The sequence below is a fragment of the Pseudoxanthomonas spadix genome, from assembly GCF_003703395.1.
Taxonomy (GTDB): domain Bacteria; phylum Pseudomonadota; class Gammaproteobacteria; order Xanthomonadales; family Xanthomonadaceae; genus Pseudoxanthomonas_A; species Pseudoxanthomonas_A spadix.
This window is the reverse complement of sequence record NZ_RDQN01000008.1, coordinates 39131-62291: the sequence shown is the minus strand read 5'-3', so window position 1 is coordinate 62291 and position 23161 is coordinate 39131. Positions and strand designations below refer to the sequence as shown.

Here is a 23161-nt window from a genome sequence, read left to right as displayed (position 1 = left end):
GCCATTCTACCGGGCCGGCTCACAATGAGCCGCTCAGCCCGGCCGCGCAGCGCCGTGGCCACCACACCGGCAGGCGGCGAAGAACGATGGCTGCCGCGATGGGCGCCACGGTCCTGACGAGGCGGCTTCATCGCCAGTTCGCAAAGGTGCCGCTAGGTTCAAGGATTGGTCCATGCGCCCACGCGCCGGTGATCCCATGCCACCTTCGGTACGCTCCATTTGCCAGACGCGCGCCGGCGCGCCGACCGCGTCGGCGCAGGTACCGCCGCAACTGCGGCACCGGCCCCTGGCCACGCCTTGGCGCGGCAGGCCCTGATGCCGATGGACGCGACTTCCCTGCCGGTCACGCCGGTCGCAGTGCCGCGCACGCCGTCACTGCCGGCGTTCCGGGTGCTGACCGCGAACATCCACATGGGCTTTGACATGCTGAACCGGCGCTTCGTGCTGCCGCAGCTGCGCGAGGCCATCCGCACGGTCGGGGCCGACATCGTGTTCCTCCAGGAAGTGCTCGGCAGCCACAGCCGCCATGCGCGACGCTGGCGCGCCTGGCCGGATGCGCCGCACTACGAGTTCCTCGCCGACAGCCTGTGGCCGCAGTTCGCCTACGGACGCAATGCGGTCTATCCGGACGGCCACCACGGCAACGCATTGCTGTCCAAGCTGCCGATCGTGCGCCACCAGAACCACGACGTCTCGGTGGCCGGGCATGAGAGCCGCGGCCTGCTGCATTGCGAGCTGGAGCTGCCCGGTCATCCCCAGACCCTGCATGCGATCTGCGTGCACCTGGGACTGCGCGAGGCCCATCGCCGCCGCCAGCTGGACCTGCTGTGCGAGGAACTGGCGGAGCGGGTGCCGTCCGCGGCACCGGTGGTGGTGGCCGGCGATTTCAATGATTGGCGCGCCACCGGCCATCGGCGCCTGCGCGGCTGCGGCCTGGTGGAAGCCTTCGAGCTCAAGCGCGGGCGGCTGGCGCGCAGCTTTCCGGCGCGCTGGCCGCTGCTGCCGCTGGACCGGCTCTACGTGCGCGGCCTGGCGGTCCACGAGGTGGCCGTGCATGGCGCAGCGCCGTGGTCGCGCCTGTCCGACCACCTGCCGCTGTCGGCGCACCTGTCCTGGCCGGGGGCGGCCGCGTGAGCGCCGCCGATCGGCGCTTGCGCTGGCGCCCGGGCAACCGGCTGCGCCTGCTCGAGAATGGCGAGGCCTTCTACGCGCGTGCGTTTGCGGCCATCGACGCGGCCCAGCGCGAGATCCAGCTGGAGACCTTCATCCTGTTCGAGGACCAAGTCGGCATGGAGCTGCATGCGCGGCTGGTGGCGGCCGGCCGGCGTGGGGTGCGGGTCCAGGTCCTGGTCGATGGCTACGGCTCGCCGGCATTCTCCGCCGGTTTCCTCCAGGCGCTGGCCGAGGCCGGGGTGGTGCTGCGCACCTTCGACCCCCACCCGACCCTGCTCGGCGTGCGTCTGCACATCTTCCGGCGCATGCACCGCAAGCTGCTGGTGGTGGACGGGCAGGTGGCCTTTGTCGGCGGCATCAACTATTCGGCCGATCATCTGTCCGGCTTCGGCCCCAAGGCCAAGCAGGACTATGCGGTGGAGGTGGAGGGGCCGGTGGTCGCGGACATCCACCGCTTCGTGCTCGGTCAGGACGGGGCATCGCCGGCGCCAGCCGTCGCCCAGGCCGGCGATGCCGATGCCGCCTTCGTGCTGCGTGACAACACGCGCCACACCAACGACATCGAACGGATCTACCGCATCGCGATCCGTTCGGCGCGCTCGGAGATCGTGATCGCCAATGCGTATTTCTTTCCCAGCTACGGCTTCCTGCGCGAGCTGCGCCGGGCCGCGCGACGCGGGGTCGTGGTGCGACTGATCCTGCAGGGCGAACCGGACATGCCGGCGGCGACGCTGGCGGCGCGTTCGCTGTACCGGCATCTGCTGCAGGACGGCGTGTTGATCCACGAATACAACGTGCGGCCGTTCCACGGCAAGGTCGCCCTGGTCGACCAGGACTGGGCCACGGTGGGCTCGAGCAACCTGGACCCGTTGAGCCTGTCGCTGAACCTGGAAGCCAATCTGGTCGTGCGCGATCGCGCCTTCAACCGTCAGCTGAGCGCGTGCCTGGAACGGTTGTGGCGCGATCACTGCCGGCAGGTGGACATCGGCATGCTGGCACGGAACCCGGACTGGCGGCTGGCGGCCAGGCTACCGGCGCCGCTGCTGTACCACGTGCTGCGGCGTTTCCCCTACTGGGCCGGGCTGCTGCCGGCGCATACCCAGCGCGTGGTCACCCTGACGCCGCCCGAGACGGTGGTGGCGCCGGAGCCGGTGACGCCGCCAGAGCCGGGCGCCACCGAGGCCGGCGACCGCCAGCTGACGGCGGGCACGGAAGGATGAAGCGGACGCCGCCGAAGTGGCGCGCGCGCCTGGCCAGGGGGCTGATGCTGGCGGTGCTGGCGGTGGTTGTGGTGCTGCTGGTGCGCTACGCACGCTCCACCGACTGGGCCGAAGTGGGCCAGGCCCTGCGCGGCTACGGCCCGGCCCGCATCGCCGCCTGCCTGGGCCTGGTGGCGCTGAGCTACCTGCTGTACTGCGGTTACGAACTGCTCTCGCGCTGGCAGGTCGGGCTTGCGCTGCCGCCGCTGCGCACCGCGGCCATCGGCCTGGTCAGCTACGCGGTCAGCCTCAACCTCGGCGCGCTGGTCGGCGGCGGCGGCCTGCGCCTGCGGCTGTACGGGCGCGAGGGCGTGGCCGCCGGCCAGGTGGTGCGGCTGGCGCTGTTCGCGGTGGCGACCAACTGGCTGGGCTATTGCGTGCTGGCCGGCGCCGCCCTGGCGGCCGGCGTGGTGCCACTGCCCGCCCGCGCCGGCAGCCCGGTGCTGTGGCGTGTGCTGGGGGCGGTCATGGTCGCGCTGGCGCTGGCCTACCTGTTGGTGTGCGCACGGTGGAGTGGAGTCCGGCTGCAGGTGCGAGGGCGCACGTTCGAGGTGCCGCGCCTGCGCATGGCGGCCCTGCAGCTGCTGCTGTCGTCGCTGAACTGGGCCATCCTGGGGGCCCTGATGTTCCTGCTGCTGCCGGACGGGGTGGGCTACCCGCGGGTACTGGCCGTGGTCCTGGTGGCGGCGCTGATCGGGATCATCCTGCACACCCCGGCCGGTCTGGGCGCCTGGGAATCGGCCTTCATGTTCACGCTGGGCAGGGAACTGGGCCAGTCTGCGGTGGTGGCCGCGCTGCTGGCCTACCGCGGCCTGTACTACCTGGTGCCGCTGGGCGTGGCGCTGCTGGTTCATGCGCTGCTCGAGGCTGCGCGCCCGCGCTCGCAAGCCCCACGCAAGGCACCGCCGCGGGCCAGCGCGGAACACTCCGTCGCGCGGCGGACCGGCGCACCCGGCGGAGAGACGCGAACCGACCCCGATGCCCGCAGGTAACATCGCGCTCTTCAAGCAACTTCAGGAAAAGCGCCCGATGATCGACCTGTACTACTGGCCCACGCCCAACGGGCACAAGATCACCCTGTTCCTGGAAGAAACCGGGCTGGCCTACACGATCAAGCCGGTGAACATCGGCGCCGGCGAACAGTTCGCCGCCGACTTCCTGGCCATCTCGCCCAACAACCGGATGCCGGCCATCGTCGACCATGCCCCGGCCGATGGCGGCGCACCGGTCAGCGTGTTCGAGTCCGGCGCGATCCTGCTGTACCTGGCCGAGAAGACCGGCCGGTTCCTGCCCGCGGACCTGCGCGGGCGGGTGCAGACGCTGGAATGGCTGTTCTGGCAGGTGGGCGGCCTGGGGCCGATGCTGGGCCAGAACCACCACTTCAACCAGTACGCGCCGGAACGGATCCCCTACGCGATCGACCGCTACACCAACGAGACCCGGCGCCTGTACGGGGTGCTGGACAAGCGCCTGGCCGGCCGGGACTTCATCGCCGGCGACTACTCCATCGCCGACATGGCGGCCTATCCGTGGATCGTGCCGCACGCCCTGCAGAAGATGGACCTGCTGGACTTCCCCAACGTGCAGCGCTGGTTCGAGGCGATCGGCGCGCGTCCGGCCACGGCCAAGGCCTACGCATTGGGCCCGCAGGTCAATCCGGCGCTGGGCGCGCCGTTGACCGAGGACCAGCGCCGGCACATGTTCGGGCAGCCGGCCAGGTAAGCGCCGATGACCCAGGGCCGCGCCGCACCCCCGACGCCGCTGACCATCGCGGCCATCACCGGCGATGCGCCGCTCAGCGGCCCCAGCCTGCTCAAGCCCGGGCTCGCCGCCGACGGCACGCGCGTGATCTACCTGCGCGGCAGCCAGCTGGACCGGCATCGGCTGGACCTGTGGGAATACGACATCGCCAGCGCGCGGCACCGGCTGCTGATCGATGCCACGCGGCTGCTGCCGGGCAGCGAAACCCTCAGCGATGAAGAACAGGCCCGCCGCGAGCGCCAGCGGCTGGCGGCCTACCGCGGCATCGTCGATTACCAGTGCGCAGCCGATGGCCGGCGGCTGCTGTTCGCCCTGGGCGGCGCGCTGTACCTGTTGGACCTGCAGGCAGACAGCGACAGCGCGGTGCGCCAGCTCACCCATGGCCAAGGCTTTGCCACCGACCCCAAGCTATCGCCGCAGGGCCGATACGTGAGCTTCATCCGCGCGCGCAACCTGTGGCTGATCGACCTGGCCGACGGCGCCCAGGTGCAGCTGACCTTCGATGGCAGCGAAGTGATCGGCAACGGCGTGGCCGAGTTCGTCGCCGACGAGGAAATGGGCCGCCATACCGGCTATTGGTGGGCCCCGGACGACAGCGCGATTGCGTTCGCGCGCATCGACGAATCGCCGGTGCCGGTCAAGCAGCGCCACGAGGTCCATGCCGACCGGACCGAGGTCATCGCCCAGCGCTATCCGGCCGCGGGCCAGGCCAACGTGCGTGTGCAGCTGGGCGTGGTCGCGCCGGCTGCAGGCGCGCGCCCGCAATGGGTGGAGCTGGGCGAGGATCCGGACATCTACCTGGCGCGCGTGGACTGGCGCGACGCCGCCCGGCTGACCTTCCAGCGCCAGTCGCGCGACCAGCAGACCCTGGAGCTGATCGAGCACACCCTGGCCACCGGCGCACAGCGCACGCTGCTGACCGAAACCTCGCCGACCTGGGTGCCGCTGCACGATGCGCTGCGGTTCCTGGACGATGGCCGTCTGCTCTGGGCCTCCGAGCGCAGCGGTTTCCTGCACCTGTACCTGGGCAACGAGGACGGCAGCACGCTGAGCGCGCTGACCAGCGGCCCGTGGCCGGTCGATGCGCTGCTGGCCATCGACGCCCAGGCCGGCCTGGTCTATTTCAGCGCGGGCCTGGACCACGGCGCGCCGGCACCGACCCAGTCCCAGCTGTGGTGCGTGCCGCTGGACGGCGGCCCGCCACGGCAGCTCTCGCGCACGCCGGGCATGCACGCGGCCAGCTTCTCAGCCGATGCAAGGGTGTACGTGGACAGCTGGTCGAGCACGAGCGTGCCGCCGCAGCTGACCCTGCACCGGGCCGACGGCGAGCAGCTCGCCACGCTGGTCGCCAACGACCTGCATGACCCGGCCCATCCGTATGCGCCGTACCTGCAGGCGCATCGTCCGCTGGAGTTCGGCACGCTCGGCGCCGCCGACGGCAGCACGCCGCTGCATTACAGCCTGATCAGGCCGGCCGGTTTCGATCCGGCCAGGCGCTATCCGGTGGTGGTGCACGTGTACGGCGGGCCGGCCGCGCAGACCGTCACCGATGCCTGGGCTGCGCGCAGCGACGCGCTGTTCAACCAGTTCCTGGCCCAGCGCGGCTATGTGGTCTTCAGCGTGGACAACCGCGGCACGCCGCGACGCGGGCGCGCGTTCGGCGGTGCGCTGCATGGCCGCCAGGGCACGGTGGAAGTGGCCGACCAGCTGGCCGGCATCGACTTCCTCAAGACCCTGCCGTGGGTGGATCCGGCGCGGATCGGCGTGCATGGCTGGTCCAACGGCGGCTACATGACCCTGATGCTGCTGGGCCAGGCGCCGCAGGTGTATGCCTGCGGCGTGGCCGGCGCGCCGGTGACCGACTGGGCGCTGTACGACACCCACTACACCGAGCGCTACATGGGCCATCCGCAGGCCAACGCCGCCGGCTACGCGCAGGCCAGCGTATTCACCCACGCCAGCGCGATCGCGCCCGGCGCCCTGTTGCTCATGCACGGCATGGCCGACGACAACGTGCTGTTCTCCAACAGCACCCGGCTGATGAGCGCGCTGCAGGCGGCCGGCACGCCGTTCGAGCTGATGGCCTTCCCCGGCGCCAGGCATGGCCTGCAGGGCACGGACCTGGCGTTCCGCTATCGGCTGATGGACGCCTTCTTCGCCCGCCACCTGCGGCCCTGAGCCGCGCCTTGCAGGCGCATCGACGCCAGCTGCCGCGGCTTTCAGCGGGTGGGCGGCGGTGGCATCGGCGGGCGCGGGCCGGAGGGGTCCTGCGCCCCGGGCGGGACGTAGATCGCGATCCCGGCGCCCTGTTTCTGCTGGGTCGGGATGCCGATGCCGATCCCGCCGCCGACATGGCCGCCGTAGCTGCCGCCGCCCACCGACACCCCCACCGGCGAGCGGCCGCCATCGCCGCCCACGCCGATCAGGACCACGCCGTTGGCGCCCAGCCTGGCCGCTTCGTTCTTCAGCCGCCGGACCACCGCGTCGGTCTGGCCCTGGGTGCCGAAGCCGACCGCACTGCGGGCATCGAGCTGGGCGATCTGGATCGCGCCGGGCGGCACTGCCGTGTAGATGCGCACCGTGGCCGGATCCACCGGCGGGCGCGCATCGGACAGCATGACCCTGGAGGTGCCGGCGCAGGCGGCCAGCGACAACAGCAGGGCAGTGGCAAGGACGGAACGCAGGGTCATGGCACACCTGTCAGACGAAAAACAAGGACGGAAAGAGGGATGCAGCGCGCCCGATCATCGGCCCGTGCCACTGAATCCGGCCCGACGCCGCGGCGGTCTGCACCGCGCCGGCAACGCACCAGGATCATGACCCGGCCCGCCATGCCCTGCGGCGTATCATGCCCGCGCTTTCGTCGGAATCCTTGCCATGCCCTATCCCGCCCATCGCCCGCGCCGCATGCGCCGCGACGAGTTCTCCCGCCGGCTGATGCGCGAGCACGTGCTGACCACCGACGACCTGATCTACCCGGTGTTCGTCCACGAGCTGGCCGGACGTGCGCCGGTGGCCTCGATGCCGGGGGTGGAACGGCTGTCGATCGAGGAGCTGCTGAAAGTGGCCGAACAGGCCGCCGAGCTGCGCATCCCGGTGCTGGCGCTGTTCCCGGTGACCGCCCCGCAGGCCAAGTCGCTCGATGCCGCCGCCGCCTGCGACGATGACGGCCTGTGCCAGCGCGCGGTGCGTGCGGTCAAGCAGCGCTTCCCGCAGCTGGGGGTGATGACCGACGTGGCCCTGGACCCCTACACCAGCCACGGCCAGGACGGGATCATCGACGACACCGGCTATGTCATCAACGATGTCACCATCCAGGTGCTGGTCCAGCAGGCGCTCTCGCATGCGCGCGCCGGCGTGGACATCGTCGCCCCCAGCGACATGATGGACGGCCGCATCGGCGCGATCCGCGCCGCCCTGGAAGAAGACGCCCACATCCACACCAGGATCATGGCCTATTCGGCCAAGTACGCCTCGGCCTTCTACGGCCCGTTCCGCGATGCGGTCGGCAGCGCCGGCGCATTGGGCAAGGCCGACAAGGCCACCTACCAGATGGACCCGGCCAACACCAATGAAGCCCTGCACGAAGTGGCCGCCGACCTGGACGAAGGTGCCGACATGGTCATGGTCAAGCCGGGCATGCCTTACCTGGACGTGGTGCGCCGGGTCAAGGACGAGTTCGGCGTACCGACCTACGCCTACCAGGTCAGCGGCGAGTACGCGATGCTCATGGCCGCCTTCCAGAACGGCTGGCTGGACCAGGACAGGTGCGTGATGGAAGCGCTGACCGCGTTCAAGCGTGCCGGTGCCGACGGCATCCTGACCTACTTCGCCCTGGACGCGGCCAGGCAGCTGCGCCAGATCCACGGCCGATGAACACCGCCATGGCCCTGCAGGCGCTGCTGGGCCTGCCGATGGTCTGCGCCACGGGGTTCGCGCTGGTGCTGGCGCTGATCGCCCCGCAGGTGCCAGGCCGCGGCATGGCCCGCTGGGGCGCAGCGCTGATGCTGGTCAGCCAGTTGGGCGCGCTGACGGTGAGCGTGGGCCAGATGACGCTGCTCCAGCACAGCCTGTCCAGCGGCGCCGGCATGCGCCAGGCGCAGCTGCTGCTCGGCGTGATCCACCTGGGCCTGGGGGTGGTGGCGGTGGCGGGCATCTGCCTGCTGGCGGCCGGCTTCCTGCGCACTGCCAGGGCCGCCGCCGACGGGATCAGCTAACGCGCGCCAGCGTGTGCCGGCCGCCCGAGGCGAGGCGTGTGGGACACTAGCCACTTTGGTCCACATGAGTTCCTGCATGAGTCGCTACGCCCTGTTCGGCCGCTCCGTCTCCTCCTCGCCTTCGCCGAGGATCCACGCCGCCTTTGCCCGCCAGACCGGCATCGCGATGGAGTACACCGCCATCGATGTCGAACCGCAGGCCCTGGGCGCGGCGCTGGAGGCCTTCGTCGCCGGCGGCGGTCGCGGCGCCAACATCACCGTCCCGCACAAGGAAGCCGCCTTCGCCCGCTGCGCCCGGCTCAGCGACCGCGCGCGCCAGGCCGGGGCGGTCAACACCCTGCGCCTGGACCAGGGGCAGTGGTACGGCGACAACACCGATGGCGCCGGCCTGGTGCGCGACCTCACCGACCGCCACGGCCTGGACCTGCGTGGTCGCCGCACCCTGCTGCTGGGCGCCGGCGGCGCCGCGCGCGGGGTGGCCCCGGCGCTGCTGGAGGCCGGCGTGGGCGAGCTGGTCATCGTCAACCGCCACCCCGAGCGCGCCGACGCCCTGGCCGACATGCTCGGCGAACCAGCCCGCGCCCATACCCGCTACTGGGAAGACCTGGCCACCATCGGCGACTTCGAACTGATCATCAACGCCACCTCGGCCGGACGCCATGACGGCTCGGCGCTGATGCTGCCCTTGGCCCTGTGCAATGACATGACCGCCGCGGTCGACCTGAACTACGGCGATGTCGCCATCGCCTTCCTGGCCTGGGCGCGCAGCGCCGGCCTGCGCACCATCATCGACGGCCTGGGCATGCTGGTCGAACAGGCGGCGGAGAGTTTCCAACTGTGGCACGGGGTGCGGCCGGACACCGATGCGGTGTATGCACTGCTGCGGCAGGCAACGCCGGAACCGAAGGCGGCTTGAGGGTTTCGGGCGCTTGCCTATTAAACCTTGGCGGTTTCACGCCCCAAGAAAAGCTTTCGTGCGGCTTCGCCGCCCGACCTACTTTCTTTGCTTGTGCAAAGAAAGCTAGGCAAAGAAACACACTCCGGGCGGCACGCCTGCGCCTGGCGCAGGTCCGCTACGGGACGAGGGATTTTTGGATGGGACATCCTGTCCCGTCCAAAAACGACGTGCATCCATGCACGTCGCCCTGCGGGTCTTCACCTCGTCCCTTCGCCGTGCCTCACGGAGGATTGAGAGCACAGACCAAAGCAAAAGCGAAAAGCGAAAAGCGAAAAGCGAAAAGCGAAAAGCGAAAAGCGAGAAAGTCTGTCCTGTTCGACGTTTGATCAAATATGCGCGTCCAGCGCCGAGCTTGCTCGGCGGCTTTGGTTTTTACTGTTGCTCTGCTCTTGATCTTCAGCGCCTTCAAAGGGAGCCGAGCACCGCAGCTGGAAACGGCCGAAGAGGCGCGGGTGTCTGAGCGCAGCGAGTTCCCGCGCCGTGCCGTTTCCGGCGAGGAGCGCAGGGCACCGATGCGCAGCATCGGCGAACGTCAGGCGCAGGCGGTTTTGGCTACTTTTGCCAAGCACAAAAGTAGCTCGCGCCGCAAAGCGGCATGAAAGCCTTTGCCTTCTGGAAAAAAAGCAGCGAAGCGGTATCGGGCAGTCGCAAAATCGCTGAACAGCCAAAATTCGCACCCCATATCTCCGCCCCCGCCACACCCCATGCGAACATACCCCCCATGAGTGACCGCACCGGCCCAGCGGCAGACCACGACACGGCCAGCACCGGGCGCAGCCTCGACGAGGCCCTGAAAACCCGCATCCGCGATGCCTACGCCGCCCTGCGCGATGCCACCCCCGGGTTCACCACCCGCCGCGCGCAGAGCCAGATGATCGGCGTGGTGGCGCGCGCGCTGGGCACCAGCGGCGGGGTCGGCGTGATCGAGGCACCGACCGGCGTGGGCAAGAGCCTGGGTTACCTCACCGCCGGGGTGCCGATCGCGCTGGCCGCCGGCAAGAAACTGGTCATCAGCACCGGCACGGTGGCGCTGCAGGCGCAGCTGGTGGAACGCGACATTCCCGCTTTCCTCAAGGCCACCGGCATCCAGGCCAGCGTCGCCCTGGCCAAGGGCCGCACCCGTTACCTGTGCACCCGCAACGTGGCCGAGCTGCAGGGCGAGGTGGGCGGCCAGGAATCGATGTTCGGCGATGAAGGCGCGCTCTACGACCGTCCGCTGACCCCGGCCGACACCGCCCTGGCCAACCGCCTGGCAGCCCTGTTCACCGACAGCCAGTGGAACGGCGACCTGGATGCCTCGCCCGAGCCGGTCAGCCCGACCCTGCGTGCGCGCATCACCACCAATGCCGCCGGCTGCGCGGGCCGCCGGTGTTCCTACGCCGGCCAGTGCCCGGTGCTCAAGGCGCGCAACCACGTGCGCGAGGCGCAGATCGTGGTCACCAATCACGCGCTGTTGCTGTCGACGCTGTCGCTGGGCGAGGGCGAAAACGGCCAGCCGCTGATCGCCCCGCCCGACCAGATGCTGCTGGTCCTGGACGAAGGCCACCACGTGGCCGGGGTGGCCATCGGCCAGGGCGCGGCGCGCCTGCCGATGGACGACATGAGCCGGCGCACCAGCCGCCTGCAGACCTTGATCGCGGCCACCTACCGGATGGTCGACAAGGACACCATCAGCCAGCTGCATCCCAACGAGGCGATCGAACTGGCGGCCAACGTCAGCCGCCAGCTCAAGGCCTTCCGTGAGGCGCTGGATGCGGCCTGGACGCCGGATCCTTCAGAACGCCAGCCGCAGTGGCGCGCGCCCAACGGCCGCCTGCCGCCGGACTGGTCGCCGGCGATCGAGGCGCTGGCCGACGACACCCGCAACCTGCTCAACTGGGTGAGCGCCGCCGCCCCGCTGGTCGGCAAGTCCAAGCAGGACGATGCCAGCAAGGAGCGCGTGCAGCGCAACCTGGGGATCGCCCTGGAGATGATCCAGTCCCAGCACGCGCTGTGGGCCGGCTGGAAGCGCCAGGACCCCGAGGGCGTCCCGCCGATGGCGCGCTGGATGACCCGCGAGCGCGATGGCGAGCTGGTCTGTCATTGCTCGCCGGTGTCGGCCGCGCAGGTGCTGGGCCAGCTGCTGTGGAAGCAGGTCGATTCGGTGGTGATGACCTCGGCCACGCTGACCGGTGGCAACGGCTTCACCGCGCTGGCCATCGATACCGGCCTGCCCGAGCACGCCGAGGCCGTCAGCCTGAGCTCGCCGTTCGACCTGGCCCGCCAGGCGCAGCTGGTGGTGCCCAGGTTTCCGGCCGCGCCGGACGACCGCGAAGGCCATCCGCAGGAAGTGGCCAGGTACCTGGTGCGCGAGCTGGACTGGGGCAAGGGCTCGATGGTGCTGTTCACCTCGCGCTGGAAGATGGAAAAGGTCGCCGACCTGCTGCCGGTCACCCAGCGCAACCGGGTCCTGGTCCAGGGCGAAGGCAACAAGTCGCAGATCATCGCCGAACACCTGCGCCGCATCGGCGCCGGCGAAGGCTCGGTGCTGTTTGGCCTGAATTCCTTTGGCGAAGGCCTGGACCTGCCCGGCGAGGCCTGCACCACGGTGGTCATCACCCAGGTGCCGTTCGCGGTGCCGACCGATCCACAGACCGCGACCCTGAGCGAATGGCTGGAAGGCCGCGGCCACAACGCCTTCAACCTGATCGCGATCCCGCATGCGCTGCGCATGCTGACCCAGTTCGCCGGCCGCCTGATCCGCACCTCCACCGACAGCGGCCGGGTGATCATCCTCGACTCGCGCCTGCTCAGCCGCCGCTACGGCCGCCAGATCATCGACGCCCTGCCGCCCTTTGCACGGGTGATTGGCTGAAGCCGCAGTCACCGTGACCGCTCCGCCGGCCAGGCCAGCCACCACGCAAGTGGCGACATGGTCGGCGCTGCGCGGCCTGTGAGGCCTGCGACGCACACCGGCGCGGTGTTTGCCGGTAAGGTGCAGCGGTCACGCCGCCCGTTGCCCCGATGCCTGTCCGCCCGCTCCTGCCCCGACGCCGCGCCGATGCCACGCAGAACCGCATGCTGTTGCTGCAGGCGGCCGAAAAGGTATTCACCGAACACGGCGTGCAGGCGCCGCTGGAAGCGGTCTCGCGCCAGGCCGGCGTCGGCCGGGCCACCCTGTTCCGCAACTTCCCCGATCGCCAGTCGCTGGTGATCGCGCTGCTCGAACGCGGCCTGGACAGCGTCGCCGCCGAAGCCGCGCGTCTGGAGGGCACGCCCGATGCCTTGGTGCACCTGCTGCACCACGTGCTGGAGCGGGTGATGGTGCGCGCCCCGCTGGTGGAGTACTGGCAGACCGTCGGCCGCGGCCAGCCGCAGATCGAGGCGGCCGTGCTGCGGCTGCTGTCGATCTTCGAACCGCTGGTCAGGCGCGCGGTGGCCGAAGGCCGCTGTCGCCCCGACCTGGGGCCGGGCGACATCCTGCTGCTGCTGCCGCTGTTCGGTGCCGGCGCCGCGCCGCTGGGACAGCGCATGGCGCTGGCCGACCGGATCTGGGAATTCGCCATGGACATCGTCCAGCCGGCCACGCCGCCACCCAGGCGCTGAAGGCTGGGGCCGGGCGCCTGGGCCTGCGCCGGCCCAGGCTGGGGCCGCGCTGCTAGACCGCCTGCCCGGGCACCTGCGCCAGCGCCTGCTGCACGTCCTGTGCCGAACGCGGACGGATCAGCCGCGCCACTTCCCGTCCATCCTTCAGCAGCACCACCGTGGGCCACAGCTTGACCCCGAATGCACGGCCCAGTGCACGGCCGCGCCCGTCCTCCACCTTCAGGTGGATGATGTCCTGGCGCGCGCCGAGCGCCTGCTCCAGCGCCGGCTGCGCGGACATGCAGTGCGGGCACCAAGCCGTGCCGAACTCCAGCGCGACGACGCCGGCCATGGCCTCCACCTGCGCCAGGCTGGGCTCCTGCTGCGCGTAGCGGCCGGTGAAGGCCATGGCCTCAGGACAGGGCGTGCTGGATGTCTTCCAGCGGCATGTTGGTGAGGTCCTTGGCCACATCGGCCAGCAGCCGATCGAGGGTGGCCTTGTGCAGCAACGGGCGCACGTGGCCCAGGGTCCTGGGGTCGGCCACCAGCACCAGGTGGCTGTAGCGGTTGTTCAGGGCGCCGGCATTGAGCGCACCGGCCAGCTGCTTGGCAAAGGTCGCCTCATCCAGCTGTGCCTGGCTCGAATCCCTGGGCATGGACCCGGACGGGCCTTCGTCGTCCAGGTTCTGGCCTTCCAGCCATGCCTCCTGCTTCAAGGCAAGCTTGTAATCGGTGCCGACGTTGGTGAACACGCGTGCCGAGCCGCCATCGGCGACCACGACCAGAGTGCCCTGGGGAATCAGTTTGGACATGAAAGTACTCCTTAAGCTCATGAAAGCGTGCGACGGATCGGCACGCCGCCACCGTAGGCGGCGGTCCGTGAGTCTAGTGGGTAGCGCATGCATGTGTGGCGTGAGCGGGCCGCGTTGTCACCCGCGCGCTCAGGTCACGGCAGCGCACGCACGAACAGGCGTGCGCCGCCGCTGCCACCGCCGGGCCGCTCCTGCAAGGCAAAGTGCCTGGGCTGCTTGCGGAACAGGTCGCTGAGCTTGCGATGGCCGTACAGGCGTGGGTCGAAATCCGGGCGAATCTTGGTGAGATAGCTGCCGACCGCACCCAGCGGGGCCCAGCCTTCCTCGTCGGAGGCTTCCTCGATCGCCTGGCGCAGCAGGGCCAGCGGCGGGGTGTTGCCCTTGGCCGCCGGCGGCTCGGGCGTGGCCGGCGCGGCGGCTGTGGCCGGGGCGTTGGCCGCCGGTTTCCTGCCAGAGCGCCTGGTCGGCACGGCCGGCTTGGGTGTCTCGACCGGGGCGCTGGCCGCGTCTGCGCGCAGCACGTCGTTGTAGATGAACTTGTCGCAGGCCTGGACGAAGGGATCGGGCGTCTTGCCCTCACCGAAGCCATAGACCACCAGCCCTTCCTCGCGCAGCCGTTGCGCCAGGCGGGTGAAATCGCTGTCGCTGGAGACCAGGCAGAAGCCGTCGAAGCGACCGGTGTACAGCAGGTCCATCGCATCGATGATCAGCGAGCTGTCGGTGGCGTTCTTGCCGCTGGTATAGGCGAACTGCTGCACCGGCGCGATCGAATGCTTGAGCAGCGCGGCCTTCCACTGGGTCATGCGGGTGCTGGTGAAGTCGCCATAGATGCGCTTGACGCTGGCCACGCCATACTTGGCCACCTCGGCCAGCAGGCCTTCGATCACCGACGGCTGCGCGTTGTCCGCATCGATCAGCACCGCCAGGCGCTGCTGGTCGTCGTCGGTGTCGGCCTTGAGCGAGGGCTTGGACTTCATGGGCGTTCCTGCGATGCGAACGCGCATCGTACTGCGCCGGGCACACCGGGGACGAACCGGGCGGCCAGGGCCGGCAGGCGCCGACCACGGCCTGTCCGCGCACGGCGCCCGCCCGGACACGCGCGGGCCAGGTCGCGCCGGCGCCGCACCCCGGCGTGCAACGCAGGCCTGGCATCGGCCACACTTGCGGCCTGTTCATCGCATCAGGCACCCCGCATGTCGAGCTGGCTGCGCCGCAAGGACATCAACACCGTCACCGTGCACGAGGCCGGGCGCCAGCTGGTGCCCACGCTGGGCTGGCCGCACCTGATCGCGCTGGGCATCGGCGCGATCGTCGGCACCGGCATCTACACCCTGATCGGGGTGGGCGCCAACCTGGCCGGGCCGGCGGTGCTGATTTCGTTCCTGGCCGCCGGCATCGTCTGTGCGTGTGCGGCGCTGGCCTATGCCGAGATGGCCACGATGATGCCCGCCGCCGGCAGCGCCTACACCTACAGCTACACCGTGCTGGGCGAGACCATCGCCTGGGTGGTGGGCTGGAGCCTGATCCTGGAGTACTCGCTGGTGGTGAGCACCGTCGCGGTGGGCTGGTCGGGCTATGCGGTGGGCTTTTTGAAAGGCCTTGGCGTCGACCTGCCGCTGGCGCTGAGCGCCGGCCCGCATGCCGGCGGCCTGCTCAACCTGCCGGCGGTGTTGATCACTTTCGCCGTGGCCGGGCTGCTGATGGCCGGCACCAGGGAAAGCGCGACCCTCAACGCGATCCTGGTGGTGGTCAAGATCATCGCGCTGGGCATCTTCGTGGCGATCGCGCTGCCGCACTTCGATGCCAGCCACATGCAGCCGTTCATGCCGTACGGGTTTGCCAAGTCGGTCGGCGCCGACGGTGTCGAACACGGGGTGATGGCCGCCGCGGCGATCATCTTCTTCGCCTTCTACGGCTTCGATGCGATCTCCACCGCCGCCGAGGAAACCAAAAACCCCGAGCGCGACCTGGCCATCGGCATCATCGGCGCGATGGTGGGCTGCACCCTGATCTACGTGCTGGTGGCGCTGGCTGCGGTGGGGGCGATGTCCTACACCGTGTTCGGCCACAGCGCCGAACCGCTGGCGATGATCCTGCGCCAGCTCGGTGCGCCAGGTGCGGCCAGGGTGATCGGCGCGGCCGCGGTGATCGCGCTGCCGACGGTGCTGCTGGCCTTCCTGTACGGACAGAGCCGGATCTTCTTTGTGATGTCGCGCGATGGCCTGCTGCCGCGCGGCCTGTCCAGGGTCAGCGCACGCACCGGCACGCCGATTGCCACCACGGCGTTCACCGCCGTGCTGGTGGCCGCGCTGGCCGGCGTGGCGCGCCTGGACGAGATCGCCGCGCTGGCCAACGCCGGCACCCTGGCCGCCTTCACCGCCGTGGCCGCCTGCATGCTGGTCCTGCGCCGGCGCGAGCCCGACCGCCCCCGCAGCTTCCGCACGCCGCTGGCGTGGTTCGTCGGCCCGCTGGCGATCGCCGGCTGCCTGTATCTGTTCTTCAGCCTGCCCAGCCGCACCCAGCTCTACTTTGCGCTCTGGAACGCGGTCGGGCTGGTGGCGTATGTGGCGTATGGGCGGCGCAATGCGGTGCTGGGGAAATCGTCGCCGCCGGCGTGATCAACTGCAGGCAGGCTCTGCGCGGGAATGACGGCTTCGAGCAGACGCGTATCCGACAGCAACCACGCACGCGCGACTTCACCTGGCGCGCCGATGGCTCACTTCCCCGACAGATCGATCACGCACTGCGCGGTGCCGTCGCCGTTGTCCTGCAGTTCGCGGATCGGCGGCAGCTTCTGCGCCCTGGCCACGTCCAGCTTGCCCGGCGGGCAGGCAAAGGTCAGCGGGCCGGCGGCCTTGATCGGGGCGAAGCGCCATGAGGTCGGCTCGATGTCCGCAGCGGTCACCGTGCCCTTGTCCTTGAGCCAGGCGGCCAGGATCTCGCGGCTGCCCTCGGGCGCGGCCAGCACCACGTTGCGGCCATCCAGGCCGGGGAAGTTGCCGCCGCCGCTGGCGCGGTAGTTGTTGCTCACCACGATGAAGGGTTGCTCGGGCCTGACCGGCCTGCCCTGCCAGGTGAGCGTGGTGATACGCGCACCAACCGGCTTGGTGACATCGACCACGTAGGCGATGCCGCCCTGCAGCTGGTCGGCGTTGTAGCTCTCATGGCGCGGATTGATCAGCGCCTGCGCGCCGGCCTTGGCCGGGTCGATCCGGTTGTAGCGCCCGGCCGATCTTTCCAGCCAGGCCTTGACCCCGGCCCCGTCCACCTTCACCGCCGCCAGCGTGTTGGGGAAGAAGTACAGGTCGGCCGCACTGCGCAGGGTCAGGGTGCCGGCCGGCACGTCGGTGTAGTCGTCCGGTCCGCCAAAGCCGCTGCGGAACGGCGCGGCGGCCGACAGCACCGGCACCTCGGCCAGCTCCGGATGCAGGCGCGGCAGTTCGCGCCGCACGTAGTCGCGCTGGGCCGCGTTGACCACCGCCAGCGCGCTGCTGTTGCCCTGGTCGGTGAAGTAGCTGGTGAAGCGCACCTGGCTGGTGCCGATCGGCGTGTTGACATAGGCCTGCGCGGCGGCGTGGGCGCGGGCCACCAGCGGGGCGATCGCCGGATCGGCCGGCACGCAGTCGCCCTTGGCCTTGCAGATCGGGCGCACTTCGCTGTGGCTGGTGGCCGGGTCGATCACCCAGCGGCCGTCCCTGCGCACCAGCACCAGATCGATCACGCCCAGGTCCTTGCCGAAGAAGCCGCCCATCACCGCCGGCTTGCCGCGCACGAAACCGCGCGTGGCGTCGGTGTCGGGCAGATCCTTGTAGCGCGGGCCGGGGAACTGGGCATGCGAGTGGCCCAGCAGCAGCACGTCGATACCGTCCACCCCGGCCAGGTGCCAGCCACCGTTTTCCATGTCCGGCGTGTACGGCGCGGCATTGAGCCCGCCATGCAGGATGCCGACCACCAGATCCGGATGCTGGGCCTGCAGCTGCGGCAGGTAGCGCCGGGCGGCTTCGACCACGCCGGTGACGGTGACCTTGCCTTCCAGGTTCTGCTTGTCCCAGGCCATGATCGGCGGCGGGGTGAAGCCGATGATGCCCACCCGCAGCGGCACGGTCTGCGTCCTGCCGTCGGCCGCGGTCACGGTGATGGTCTTGGTGACGATGGTCCAGGGCTTGAAGATCGGCTGGCCATCGCGGGCGCTGAACACGTTGGACAGCACCAGCGGATAGTTCGGGCCCTTGCACTTGTGCGTGGTGCCGCCCTCGACGTTCATCGGCGTGCCGCTGACCTGCGACAGGTAGCCCAGGCCGTAGTTGAACTCGTGGTTGCCGGCGGTGCCGCCGTCGTAGCCCATTGCGTCGAAGGCCTGGTAGATGCCCAGTTCCTCATCGCAGGCAAGCGGCTGCACCTTGGCCTGAAAATCGGCCAGTACCGTGCCCTGGATGGTGTCGCCGCTGTCGAACAGCAGGCTGTTGGGAAACTCGCCGCGCGCCTGGCCGATCAGCGTGGCCACCCGCTCGTAGCCCAGCGAGGGGTCCTCCTTTTGCTTGTAGTAGTCGTAGCTGAGGATGCTGGAATGCACATCGGTGGTTTCCAGGATCGCCACCCGCGCGGTGGCGCCATCGGCCAGGGCCGGCCTGGGCGCCTGGCTGGCGCAACTGCCCAGCGATACGGCGAGGAGGAGACAGCACAGGACACGGCGCGGCTGGGACATCGCACATCACAAGAGCAGGCGGGACCGGCGAAACTAGCAGATCATCGCGACGGGGTCTTGTCAGCCGCTGGCCACTGGCCAGCACCGGGGCAGGCACAAGCGCCTGCGTGGGAGCCGCTTCAGCGGCGAAGCGGTTCCCCGGCAAGGCCACATCGGCGCTGAAGCGGCTCCCGCCTTGCTCCATGCGCTCGCACACCCGCATGGAAGCGGGTTGTTTCCTGCCCGCACACACCCAACCCATACGCCCGCGCACGTGGCCGTCTGACGCCCCGGGGATTAAGATGCCGCGCGCACGACATTCCAGCTGAGGCATTCGTCTTGATCATCCATCCCAAGGTCCGCGGCTTCATCTGCACCACCGCCCATCCGCTCGGTTGCGAACTCAACGTGCGCGACCAGATCGCCGCCACGCGCGCGCAGGGCGTGCGCAGCGATGGCCCGAAGAAGGTGCTGGTGATCGGCGCCTCCAGCGGCTACGGCCTGGCTGCACGCATCACCGCCGCATTCGGCTTCGGCGCCGACACCCTGGGCGTGTTCTTCGAAAAGCCCGGCAGCCCGAGCAAGCCCGGCACCGCCGGCTGGTACAACGCGGCGGCCTTCGACAAGTTCGCCAAGGCCCAGGGCCTGTACAGCCGCTCGATCAACGCCGATGCCTTCTCCGACCAGACGCGGGCCAAGGTGATCGAACTGATCAAGGCCGAAATGGGCGGCCAGGTGGACCTGGTGGTGTATTCGCTGGCCTCCCCGGTACGCAGGCTGCCGGCCACCGGCGAGCTCAAGCGATCGGCACTCAAGCCGATCGGCAGCACCTACCAGTCCACCGCCATCGACACCAACAAGGACACGATCATCCACGCCTCGATCGAGCCGGCCAGCGAGCAGGAGATCCAGGACACGGTGGCCGTGATGGGGGGCCAGGACTGGGAGCTGTGGATCAACGCGCTGGGCGAAGCCGGCGTGCTGGCACCGGCGGCCAGGACGGTGGCCTTCAGCTACATCGGCACCGAGATCACCTGGCCGATCTACTGGCACGGCGCGCTGGGCAAGGCCAAGGCCGACCTGGACGCCACCGCCCGGCGGCTCAACGCCAGGCTCTCGGCCAACGGCGGCAGCGCCAACGTCGCGGTGCTCAAGTCGGTGGTCACCCAGGCCAGTTCGGCGATCCCGGTGATGCCGCTGTACATCTCCATCATCTTCAAGGTGATGAAGCAGCAGGGCCTGCACGAGGACGCCATCGAACAGCTCAACCGCCTGTTCCGCGCGCGCATGTACCGCAGCGACGGTGCCCCGGCACAGGTCGACGAGGAAAACCGCCTGCGCCTGGACGACTGGGAGCTCAAGCCCGAGGTGCAGGCCGCGGCCAAGGCGATCTGGCCCCAGGTCACCACCGAGAACCTGTTTGCGCTGACCGACTACGCCAACTACAAGCACGAGTTCCTCAGGCTGTTCGGCTTCGAACGCGACGATGTGGACTACGACGCCGAGGTCAACCCCGAGGTGAAGTTCGACGTGATCGAACTCTGAGCGGCCGCAAACCCGTGGAGGGCCCTGCAGCCTGCAACAGGACCGTCATCAGGTGCCAAGGAAGCGCCGCGAGACTCGCAATACGCCCCTGACCTTTCGTGATGCTTTTCAGTGTTCTGGAACTCCACAAGCCGAGCAGACCAGACAGAGGACTGGCACCTGGATTAAGCCCACCCGCGAAGGGGCGGCGGCCTGAATTGTTAGGGCCCCCTACGTGTCAACGTGCGACCGATACGTCAGTGAACGCCGGCTCTTGCAGGATGAGGCCATTGAGGTAAGCGAAGCATGGATCATCAGGCAACATCCTGGCTTTGCCAAGGAGCCGCTCTTTGAATGATCTGAACTTGACGACCTGCAAGACCCACTCGTGATTCCCGTCTGTGCTCTGGCTTGCGCTCGCACCGATCATGTAATGACGGCCCCGCCAAGTGACGTCGCAATACCAGCCCCAATCCTCGGATTGGGGTGCAGACATGGCAACGTCAGCCGGAACGCGTACGCGAAGCCACTCCAATAATGAAGTGCCCGCGACCGGGTTATTGGGATTCTCAGGCTCAACAGACACATCGAAGAGCCGTGACTGGAAGTGGATCACCGGATGCATGATGTGGCCCCCAACGTCTGAGTTACTGTAAGCCGACTGGCGAACCCAATTCGGATTGAATGAATTCAGGCAGCATCACAGCGGTGTCTCAACTGCGTGCTTGCACCTACCCGCTCAACCATTTTTGCAACGTACCGTTTTTGACAATCCAACCGGCGATGAAAATGAACCAGAACGCCAGCGCGACAAAGGTTAATGCATGTTGCAGGATGGACGCGCCGCAGCGTTTTTCCAGTAGTAGGCCACCAACGCTGCAAGCCAGCACAGCTCGGTGGGAAAGAAACGGAAGATGCGGAGCAACCAGCGAATCCAGCACCCGGCCCGGCGGGTGGGTGCTGATGAAGGCTGGGCAAGCTTCCAGACCATCGCCAAGATATCAAGCCTGCATGTGTCGCCGCTTGTCGCCAAAGGCCTGAATTAAGGCGACTGGTGACGCGGATTCGGCTTGGACGAGGTGTTGGGCGTGAAGCGATTGAGCAACAAACGCCCGCTCCAACAGGCCAGCGGAGTCACGACGACAGAGATGACGGCAATGGCCGCAGCCTCAAGGCGTGCGGCCGGGACGATCTCGAGAAGGCCGAACCAATAAACTGAACTCAGATAGGGCAGCGTGGCGAACGCAACTGCCCAGCGATAGTGCCGAGTGCCCAGCCAAGCTATGAACACACCGAGCGGCAGGCTGACCAGCACAGACGCGAGCGCGTCGGTGGGATAGAGCACCCACCCGTAATAGGGCGACACAGGTCGGTGCCCAAAGAGCATGTCCGCGATCGGATTGATGGGCAGCCAGAATACCCAGAACGTCTCGACGAGCCGGACGTTGAGATACCCCGCCAATGCCGCCGCGACGGCAACCCAGAGCTTTGAGTCCTTCAAGTACATTGCTGCTTCCCTCTTACGTCTAACGCCTGAATTACTGTAAGCCGACCCCCGAAGCGGGCTCGGCTTGGATGAACTAGGCATTGCGCCGCTCACTGGCACCACTGCCGCTCGCAAGGCACGCCGTCACTATTTCCGTCCATCTCGGTGTTAGGGCAGTGCTGCACAAAATACGTGGCCTCCGCACAAGAGCGCATCTGTGAACAGTGCGTGCGACCATCACAGCTGAACTGTTTTGTCTCTGATGCAGCGGAAGGCGATGCGTGGGTAGCCGCTGCAGGATAGTGAGCGGCTGCCTCCCGAGCGCTCATAGCCTTGTACTTGCCGTAGCCGTACCAGGCGATGGCACCGATGATTACGAGCACTAAAAAATTCTTCACGCCGCAATACCCTTCTTCTCAAGGCCTAAACCCTGAGTTCAGCCGAGCCGCAAAGCGGCGTCGGCTTGAGCGAATTGTTAGGCGGCAATGTCCACGTACTCAACGTGACTGCGTGGAGGAGGCACCGGCGACCCATCCTCGCGAAGCCCCGCCAGATGAAAGGCGATAGCTTCACGGATTTGCTCTTCGACTTCTTCGATGGTGCTGCCAGTGGCGACACAGCCAGGAAGATCGGGAACATAGGCAGAGTAATTAGCCGCAGCTTGCTCAATGACGATTGCGTAGCGCATGGGACTTACCTCTTGAGGCCGGCTTGCTTGAGGATACTGCTGAGCGTGCCGGGGGCCAAATCATCAGCGGGCTTGCCCGGAACGGTGACCCGGCCGGGCTTGGACGGGTGCTTGTACTGGCGATGGCTCCCGCGGGTTGCTGCGAGGAACCAACCATCATCTTGCAATAGTCGCAGGATTTCACTGACTTTCATGCGACAAGCATACCGTGCGGGTGCCGCAGCTCCGTCACTGCTTGAGCCAAGGATCCCACAACGCCGCAGCCGTGGGCTTGCGCGGGATGCCGTGGCGCGCGATGCAACCGAAGTGATGACAAACCAAGTGCGGCAGGCCCAACGCCCCGAGACCGAGCCCGACGATCCGCTCGCAGCAAGGTCAGCGCCGTCACCGGAGCCGACCCTGGCCGACGCGGCGAACTGTCCGAAGCAGGAACCATACGAATCCATCCGCATCACCACCTAACGCCTAAATTAAGCCGACTGGCGAAGCCAGTTCGGCTTGAATGAACTGTTAGGTGGTGATGCCGGAGCACCTCCACCGCTTGGGCCAAGAGTGCCACAACGCCGCAGCCTTGGGCTTGCCCGGGATGCCGTGGCGCGCGATGCAACCGAAGTGATGACAAGCCGAGTGCAGCAGCCCCAACGCCCCGAGACCGACGCGGACGATCCGCTCGCAGCGCGGTCAATGCCGTCACCGGAGCCGACCCTGACCGACGTGGCGAGCTGCCCGAAGCAGGAACCATGCGAATCCATCCGCATCACCACCTAACGCCTGAATTAAGCCGACCCGCAAAGCGGGTTCGGCTTGAATGAATTGTTAGGTGCTGAGCACGCTAGCCACGGACGTGATAAACAGAACAGCACCAGCTACTAGAAGTAAGTACAGGGCAAGCATAGGAGTTTTTTGTGATATTGCGAAGGCGACAAGCGTCTCACGTGGGTCGCGCCTAGCCAAGATGGCGGAAATTGGCAACACAACCAAAGGGGCTGTGAATGCGAAGCCAGCGCCAAGGCCGAATCCACGCCAGTCGTTGCT

The 23161-nt window shown here is 68.3% G+C and carries 24 protein-coding genes; 13 read left to right on the top strand and 11 right to left on the bottom strand.

The window, feature by feature from the left end:
* Positions 1 to 321 precede the first annotated feature (321 nt).
* Genes D9R12_RS12605 through D9R12_RS12585 form a run of 5 tightly spaced genes read left to right on the top strand, consistent with a single transcriptional unit; the run spans position 322 to position 6371 of the window.
* The gene (locus D9R12_RS12605) at positions 322 to 1134 is read left to right on the top strand and encodes an endonuclease/exonuclease/phosphatase family protein (protein WP_052299832.1); all 813 of its coding nucleotides are present in this window, start codon (positions 322 to 324) and stop codon (positions 1132 to 1134) included.
* Entirely contained in the window at positions 1131 to 2393 is a 1263-nt protein-coding gene (gene clsB / locus D9R12_RS12600) for a cardiolipin synthase ClsB (protein WP_014159200.1), read from the top strand. The genes D9R12_RS12605 and clsB overlap by 4 nt, the downstream gene beginning before the upstream one ends.
* Positions 2390 to 3424, top strand: coding sequence for a putative bifunctional lysylphosphatidylglycerol flippase/synthetase (locus tag D9R12_RS12595; RefSeq protein WP_014159199.1), 1035 nt, complete (start codon positions 2390 to 2392; stop codon positions 3422 to 3424). Before clsB ends, D9R12_RS12595 begins: the two co-directional genes overlap by 4 nt.
* 37 nt (positions 3425 to 3461) lie before the next feature.
* The gene (locus D9R12_RS12590) at positions 3462 to 4154 is read left to right on the top strand and encodes a glutathione binding-like protein (RefSeq protein WP_014159198.1); all 693 of its coding nucleotides are present in this window, start codon (positions 3462 to 3464) and stop codon (positions 4152 to 4154) included.
* Positions 4155 to 4160: 6 nt separating this feature from the next.
* The gene (locus D9R12_RS12585) at positions 4161 to 6371 is read left to right on the top strand and encodes a S9 family peptidase (protein WP_122230967.1); all 2211 of its coding nucleotides are present in this window, start codon (positions 4161 to 4163) and stop codon (positions 6369 to 6371) included.
* A gap of 41 nt (positions 6372 to 6412) precedes the next feature.
* On the opposite strand, the gene D9R12_RS12580 is transcribed toward D9R12_RS12585, so the two are convergent.
* Positions 6413 to 6883: a hypothetical protein gene (locus D9R12_RS12580; RefSeq protein WP_014159196.1), complete on the bottom strand. Its 471-nt coding sequence runs from the start codon at positions 6881 to 6883 to the stop codon at positions 6413 to 6415.
* Positions 6884 to 7070: 187 nt separating this feature from the next.
* Between D9R12_RS12580 and hemB the strand changes: the two genes are divergently transcribed.
* The 6 genes from hemB (at position 7071) to D9R12_RS12550 (ending at position 12953) form a co-directional block, all read left to right on the top strand.
* A complete protein-coding gene (gene hemB / locus D9R12_RS12575) occupies positions 7071 to 8069 on the top strand; it encodes a porphobilinogen synthase (protein WP_122230965.1) in 999 nt (332 codons plus the stop codon).
* The gene (locus D9R12_RS12570; RefSeq protein ID WP_122230963.1) at positions 8066 to 8410 is read left to right on the top strand and encodes a hypothetical protein; all 345 of its coding nucleotides are present in this window, start codon (positions 8066 to 8068) and stop codon (positions 8408 to 8410) included. Before hemB ends, D9R12_RS12570 begins: the two co-directional genes overlap by 4 nt.
* Positions 8411 to 8486: 76 nt before the next feature.
* The gene (gene aroE, locus D9R12_RS12565; RefSeq protein ID WP_014159193.1) at positions 8487 to 9326 is read left to right on the top strand and encodes a shikimate dehydrogenase; all 840 of its coding nucleotides are present in this window, start codon (positions 8487 to 8489) and stop codon (positions 9324 to 9326) included.
* Between the two features lie 374 nt (positions 9327 to 9700).
* Positions 9701 to 9967, top strand: coding sequence for a hypothetical protein (locus D9R12_RS15655; protein ID WP_147475097.1), 267 nt, complete (start codon positions 9701 to 9703; stop codon positions 9965 to 9967).
* Positions 9968 to 10089: 122 nt separating this feature from the next.
* Positions 10090 to 12222: an ATP-dependent DNA helicase DinG gene (dinG, locus tag D9R12_RS12555; protein ID WP_122230959.1), complete on the top strand. Its 2133-nt coding sequence runs from the start codon at positions 10090 to 10092 to the stop codon at positions 12220 to 12222.
* Positions 12223 to 12425: 203 nt separating this feature from the next.
* Entirely contained in the window at positions 12426 to 12953 is a 528-nt protein-coding gene (locus D9R12_RS12550) for a TetR/AcrR family transcriptional regulator (RefSeq protein ID WP_170159255.1), read from the top strand.
* 52 nt (positions 12954 to 13005) lie between these two features.
* Here D9R12_RS12550 and D9R12_RS12545 read toward each other — a convergent pair whose 3' ends face one another.
* The 3 genes from D9R12_RS12545 to D9R12_RS12535 form a co-directional block, all read right to left on the bottom strand.
* Positions 13006 to 13341 carry a thioredoxin family protein gene (locus D9R12_RS12545; RefSeq protein ID WP_014159190.1) on the bottom strand — a complete coding sequence of 112 codons (336 nt, stop codon included), beginning with the start codon at positions 13339 to 13341 and terminating at the stop codon, positions 13006 to 13008.
* 4 nt (positions 13342 to 13345) lie between these two features.
* Positions 13346 to 13744, bottom strand: a complete 399-nt coding sequence (locus tag D9R12_RS12540; RefSeq protein ID WP_014159189.1) for a host attachment family protein — start codon at positions 13742 to 13744, stop codon at positions 13346 to 13348.
* 134 nt (positions 13745 to 13878) lie between these two features.
* Entirely contained in the window at positions 13879 to 14721 is an 843-nt protein-coding gene (locus D9R12_RS12535) for an NYN domain-containing protein (protein ID WP_014159188.1), read from the bottom strand.
* 216 nt (positions 14722 to 14937) lie between these two features.
* On the opposite strand from D9R12_RS12535, the gene D9R12_RS12530 reads away from it, so the two are divergent.
* The gene (locus D9R12_RS12530; protein ID WP_122230955.1) at positions 14938 to 16362 is read left to right on the top strand and encodes an amino acid permease; all 1425 of its coding nucleotides are present in this window, start codon (positions 14938 to 14940) and stop codon (positions 16360 to 16362) included.
* Positions 16363 to 16460: 98 nt separating this feature from the next.
* Here the strand turns inward: D9R12_RS12530 and D9R12_RS12525 are convergent, their stop codons facing one another.
* Positions 16461 to 18449: a bifunctional 2',3'-cyclic-nucleotide 2'-phosphodiesterase/3'-nucleotidase gene (locus tag D9R12_RS12525; protein ID WP_122230953.1), complete on the bottom strand. Its 1989-nt coding sequence runs from the start codon at positions 18447 to 18449 to the stop codon at positions 16461 to 16463.
* A gap of 318 nt (positions 18450 to 18767) precedes the next feature.
* On the opposite strand from D9R12_RS12525, the gene fabV reads away from it, so the two are divergent.
* Positions 18768 to 19973, top strand: coding sequence for an enoyl-ACP reductase FabV (fabV, locus tag D9R12_RS12520; RefSeq protein WP_122230951.1), 1206 nt, complete (start codon positions 18768 to 18770; stop codon positions 19971 to 19973).
* 217 nt (positions 19974 to 20190) lie between these two features.
* On the opposite strand, the gene D9R12_RS12515 is transcribed toward fabV, so the two are convergent.
* The 6 genes from D9R12_RS12515 to D9R12_RS12495 form a co-directional block, all read right to left on the bottom strand.
* Positions 20191 to 20577, bottom strand: coding sequence for a hypothetical protein (locus tag D9R12_RS12515; RefSeq protein WP_122230949.1), 387 nt, complete (start codon positions 20575 to 20577; stop codon positions 20191 to 20193).
* Between the two features lie 106 nt (positions 20578 to 20683).
* Complete coding sequence (locus D9R12_RS15650) at positions 20684 to 20893, bottom strand: hypothetical protein (RefSeq protein ID WP_147475096.1); 210 nt, start codon at positions 20891 to 20893, stop codon at positions 20684 to 20686.
* Positions 20894 to 20994: 101 nt separating this feature from the next.
* On the bottom strand, positions 20995 to 21459 hold the full coding sequence (locus D9R12_RS12510) for a hypothetical protein (RefSeq protein ID WP_122230947.1): 465 nt from the start codon (positions 21457 to 21459) through the stop codon (positions 20995 to 20997).
* 89 nt (positions 21460 to 21548) lie between these two features.
* Entirely contained in the window at positions 21549 to 21767 is a 219-nt protein-coding gene (locus D9R12_RS16140; RefSeq protein ID WP_280518425.1) for an excalibur calcium-binding domain-containing protein, read from the bottom strand.
* Positions 21768 to 21913: 146 nt separating this feature from the next.
* Positions 21914 to 22126 carry a type II toxin-antitoxin system HicB family antitoxin gene (locus D9R12_RS12500; protein WP_122230943.1) on the bottom strand — a complete coding sequence of 71 codons (213 nt, stop codon included), beginning with the start codon at positions 22124 to 22126 and terminating at the stop codon, positions 21914 to 21916.
* A 5-nt stretch (positions 22127 to 22131) separates the two neighbouring features.
* On the bottom strand, positions 22132 to 22320 hold the full coding sequence (locus D9R12_RS12495; RefSeq protein ID WP_122230941.1) for a type II toxin-antitoxin system HicA family toxin: 189 nt from the start codon (positions 22318 to 22320) through the stop codon (positions 22132 to 22134).
* Positions 22321 to 23161 lie beyond the last annotated feature (841 nt).

Bases quoted from the DNA above. Each gene is read 5' to 3' on its own strand.
- D9R12_RS12605 (WP_052299832.1), top strand. From the start codon at position 322: ATGGACGCGACTTCCCTGCCGGTCACGCCGGTCGCAGTGCCGCGCACG.
- D9R12_RS12595 (WP_014159199.1), top strand. From the start codon at position 2,390: ATGAAGCGGACGCCGCCGAAGTGGCGCGCGCGCCTGGCCAGGGGGCTG.
- D9R12_RS12590 (WP_014159198.1), top strand. From the start codon at position 3,462: ATGATCGACCTGTACTACTGGCCCACGCCCAACGGGCACAAGATCACC.
- D9R12_RS12585 (WP_122230967.1), top strand. From the start codon at position 4,161: ATGACCCAGGGCCGCGCCGCACCCCCGACGCCGCTGACCATCGCGGCC.
- D9R12_RS12580 (WP_014159196.1), bottom strand. From the start codon at position 6,883: ATGACCCTGCGTTCCGTCCTTGCCACTGCCCTGCTGTTGTCGCTGGCC.
- hemB (WP_122230965.1), top strand. From the start codon at position 7,071: ATGCCCTATCCCGCCCATCGCCCGCGCCGCATGCGCCGCGACGAGTTC.
- D9R12_RS12570 (WP_122230963.1), top strand. From the start codon at position 8,066: ATGAACACCGCCATGGCCCTGCAGGCGCTGCTGGGCCTGCCGATGGTC.
- aroE (WP_014159193.1), top strand. From the start codon at position 8,487: ATGAGTCGCTACGCCCTGTTCGGCCGCTCCGTCTCCTCCTCGCCTTCG.
- D9R12_RS15655 (WP_147475097.1), top strand. From the start codon at position 9,701: ATGCGCGTCCAGCGCCGAGCTTGCTCGGCGGCTTTGGTTTTTACTGTT.
- dinG (WP_122230959.1), top strand. From the start codon at position 10,090: ATGAGTGACCGCACCGGCCCAGCGGCAGACCACGACACGGCCAGCACC.
- D9R12_RS12550 (WP_170159255.1), top strand. From the start codon at position 12,426: ATGCTGTTGCTGCAGGCGGCCGAAAAGGTATTCACCGAACACGGCGTG.
- D9R12_RS12545 (WP_014159190.1), bottom strand. From the start codon at position 13,341: ATGGCCTTCACCGGCCGCTACGCGCAGCAGGAGCCCAGCCTGGCGCAG.
- D9R12_RS12540 (WP_014159189.1), bottom strand. From the start codon at position 13,744: ATGTCCAAACTGATTCCCCAGGGCACTCTGGTCGTGGTCGCCGATGGC.
- D9R12_RS12535 (WP_014159188.1), bottom strand. From the start codon at position 14,721: ATGAAGTCCAAGCCCTCGCTCAAGGCCGACACCGACGACGACCAGCAG.
- D9R12_RS12530 (WP_122230955.1), top strand. From the start codon at position 14,938: ATGTCGAGCTGGCTGCGCCGCAAGGACATCAACACCGTCACCGTGCAC.
- D9R12_RS12525 (WP_122230953.1), bottom strand. From the start codon at position 18,449: ATGTCCCAGCCGCGCCGTGTCCTGTGCTGTCTCCTCCTCGCCGTATCG.
- D9R12_RS12515 (WP_122230949.1), bottom strand. From the start codon at position 20,577: ATGCATCCGGTGATCCACTTCCAGTCACGGCTCTTCGATGTGTCTGTT.
- D9R12_RS12510 (WP_122230947.1), bottom strand. From the start codon at position 21,459: ATGTACTTGAAGGACTCAAAGCTCTGGGTTGCCGTCGCGGCGGCATTG.
- D9R12_RS16140 (WP_280518425.1), bottom strand. From the start codon at position 21,767: ATGAGCGCTCGGGAGGCAGCCGCTCACTATCCTGCAGCGGCTACCCAC.
- D9R12_RS12500 (WP_122230943.1), bottom strand. From the start codon at position 22,126: ATGCGCTACGCAATCGTCATTGAGCAAGCTGCGGCTAATTACTCTGCC.
- D9R12_RS12495 (WP_122230941.1), bottom strand. From the start codon at position 22,320: ATGAAAGTCAGTGAAATCCTGCGACTATTGCAAGATGATGGTTGGTTC.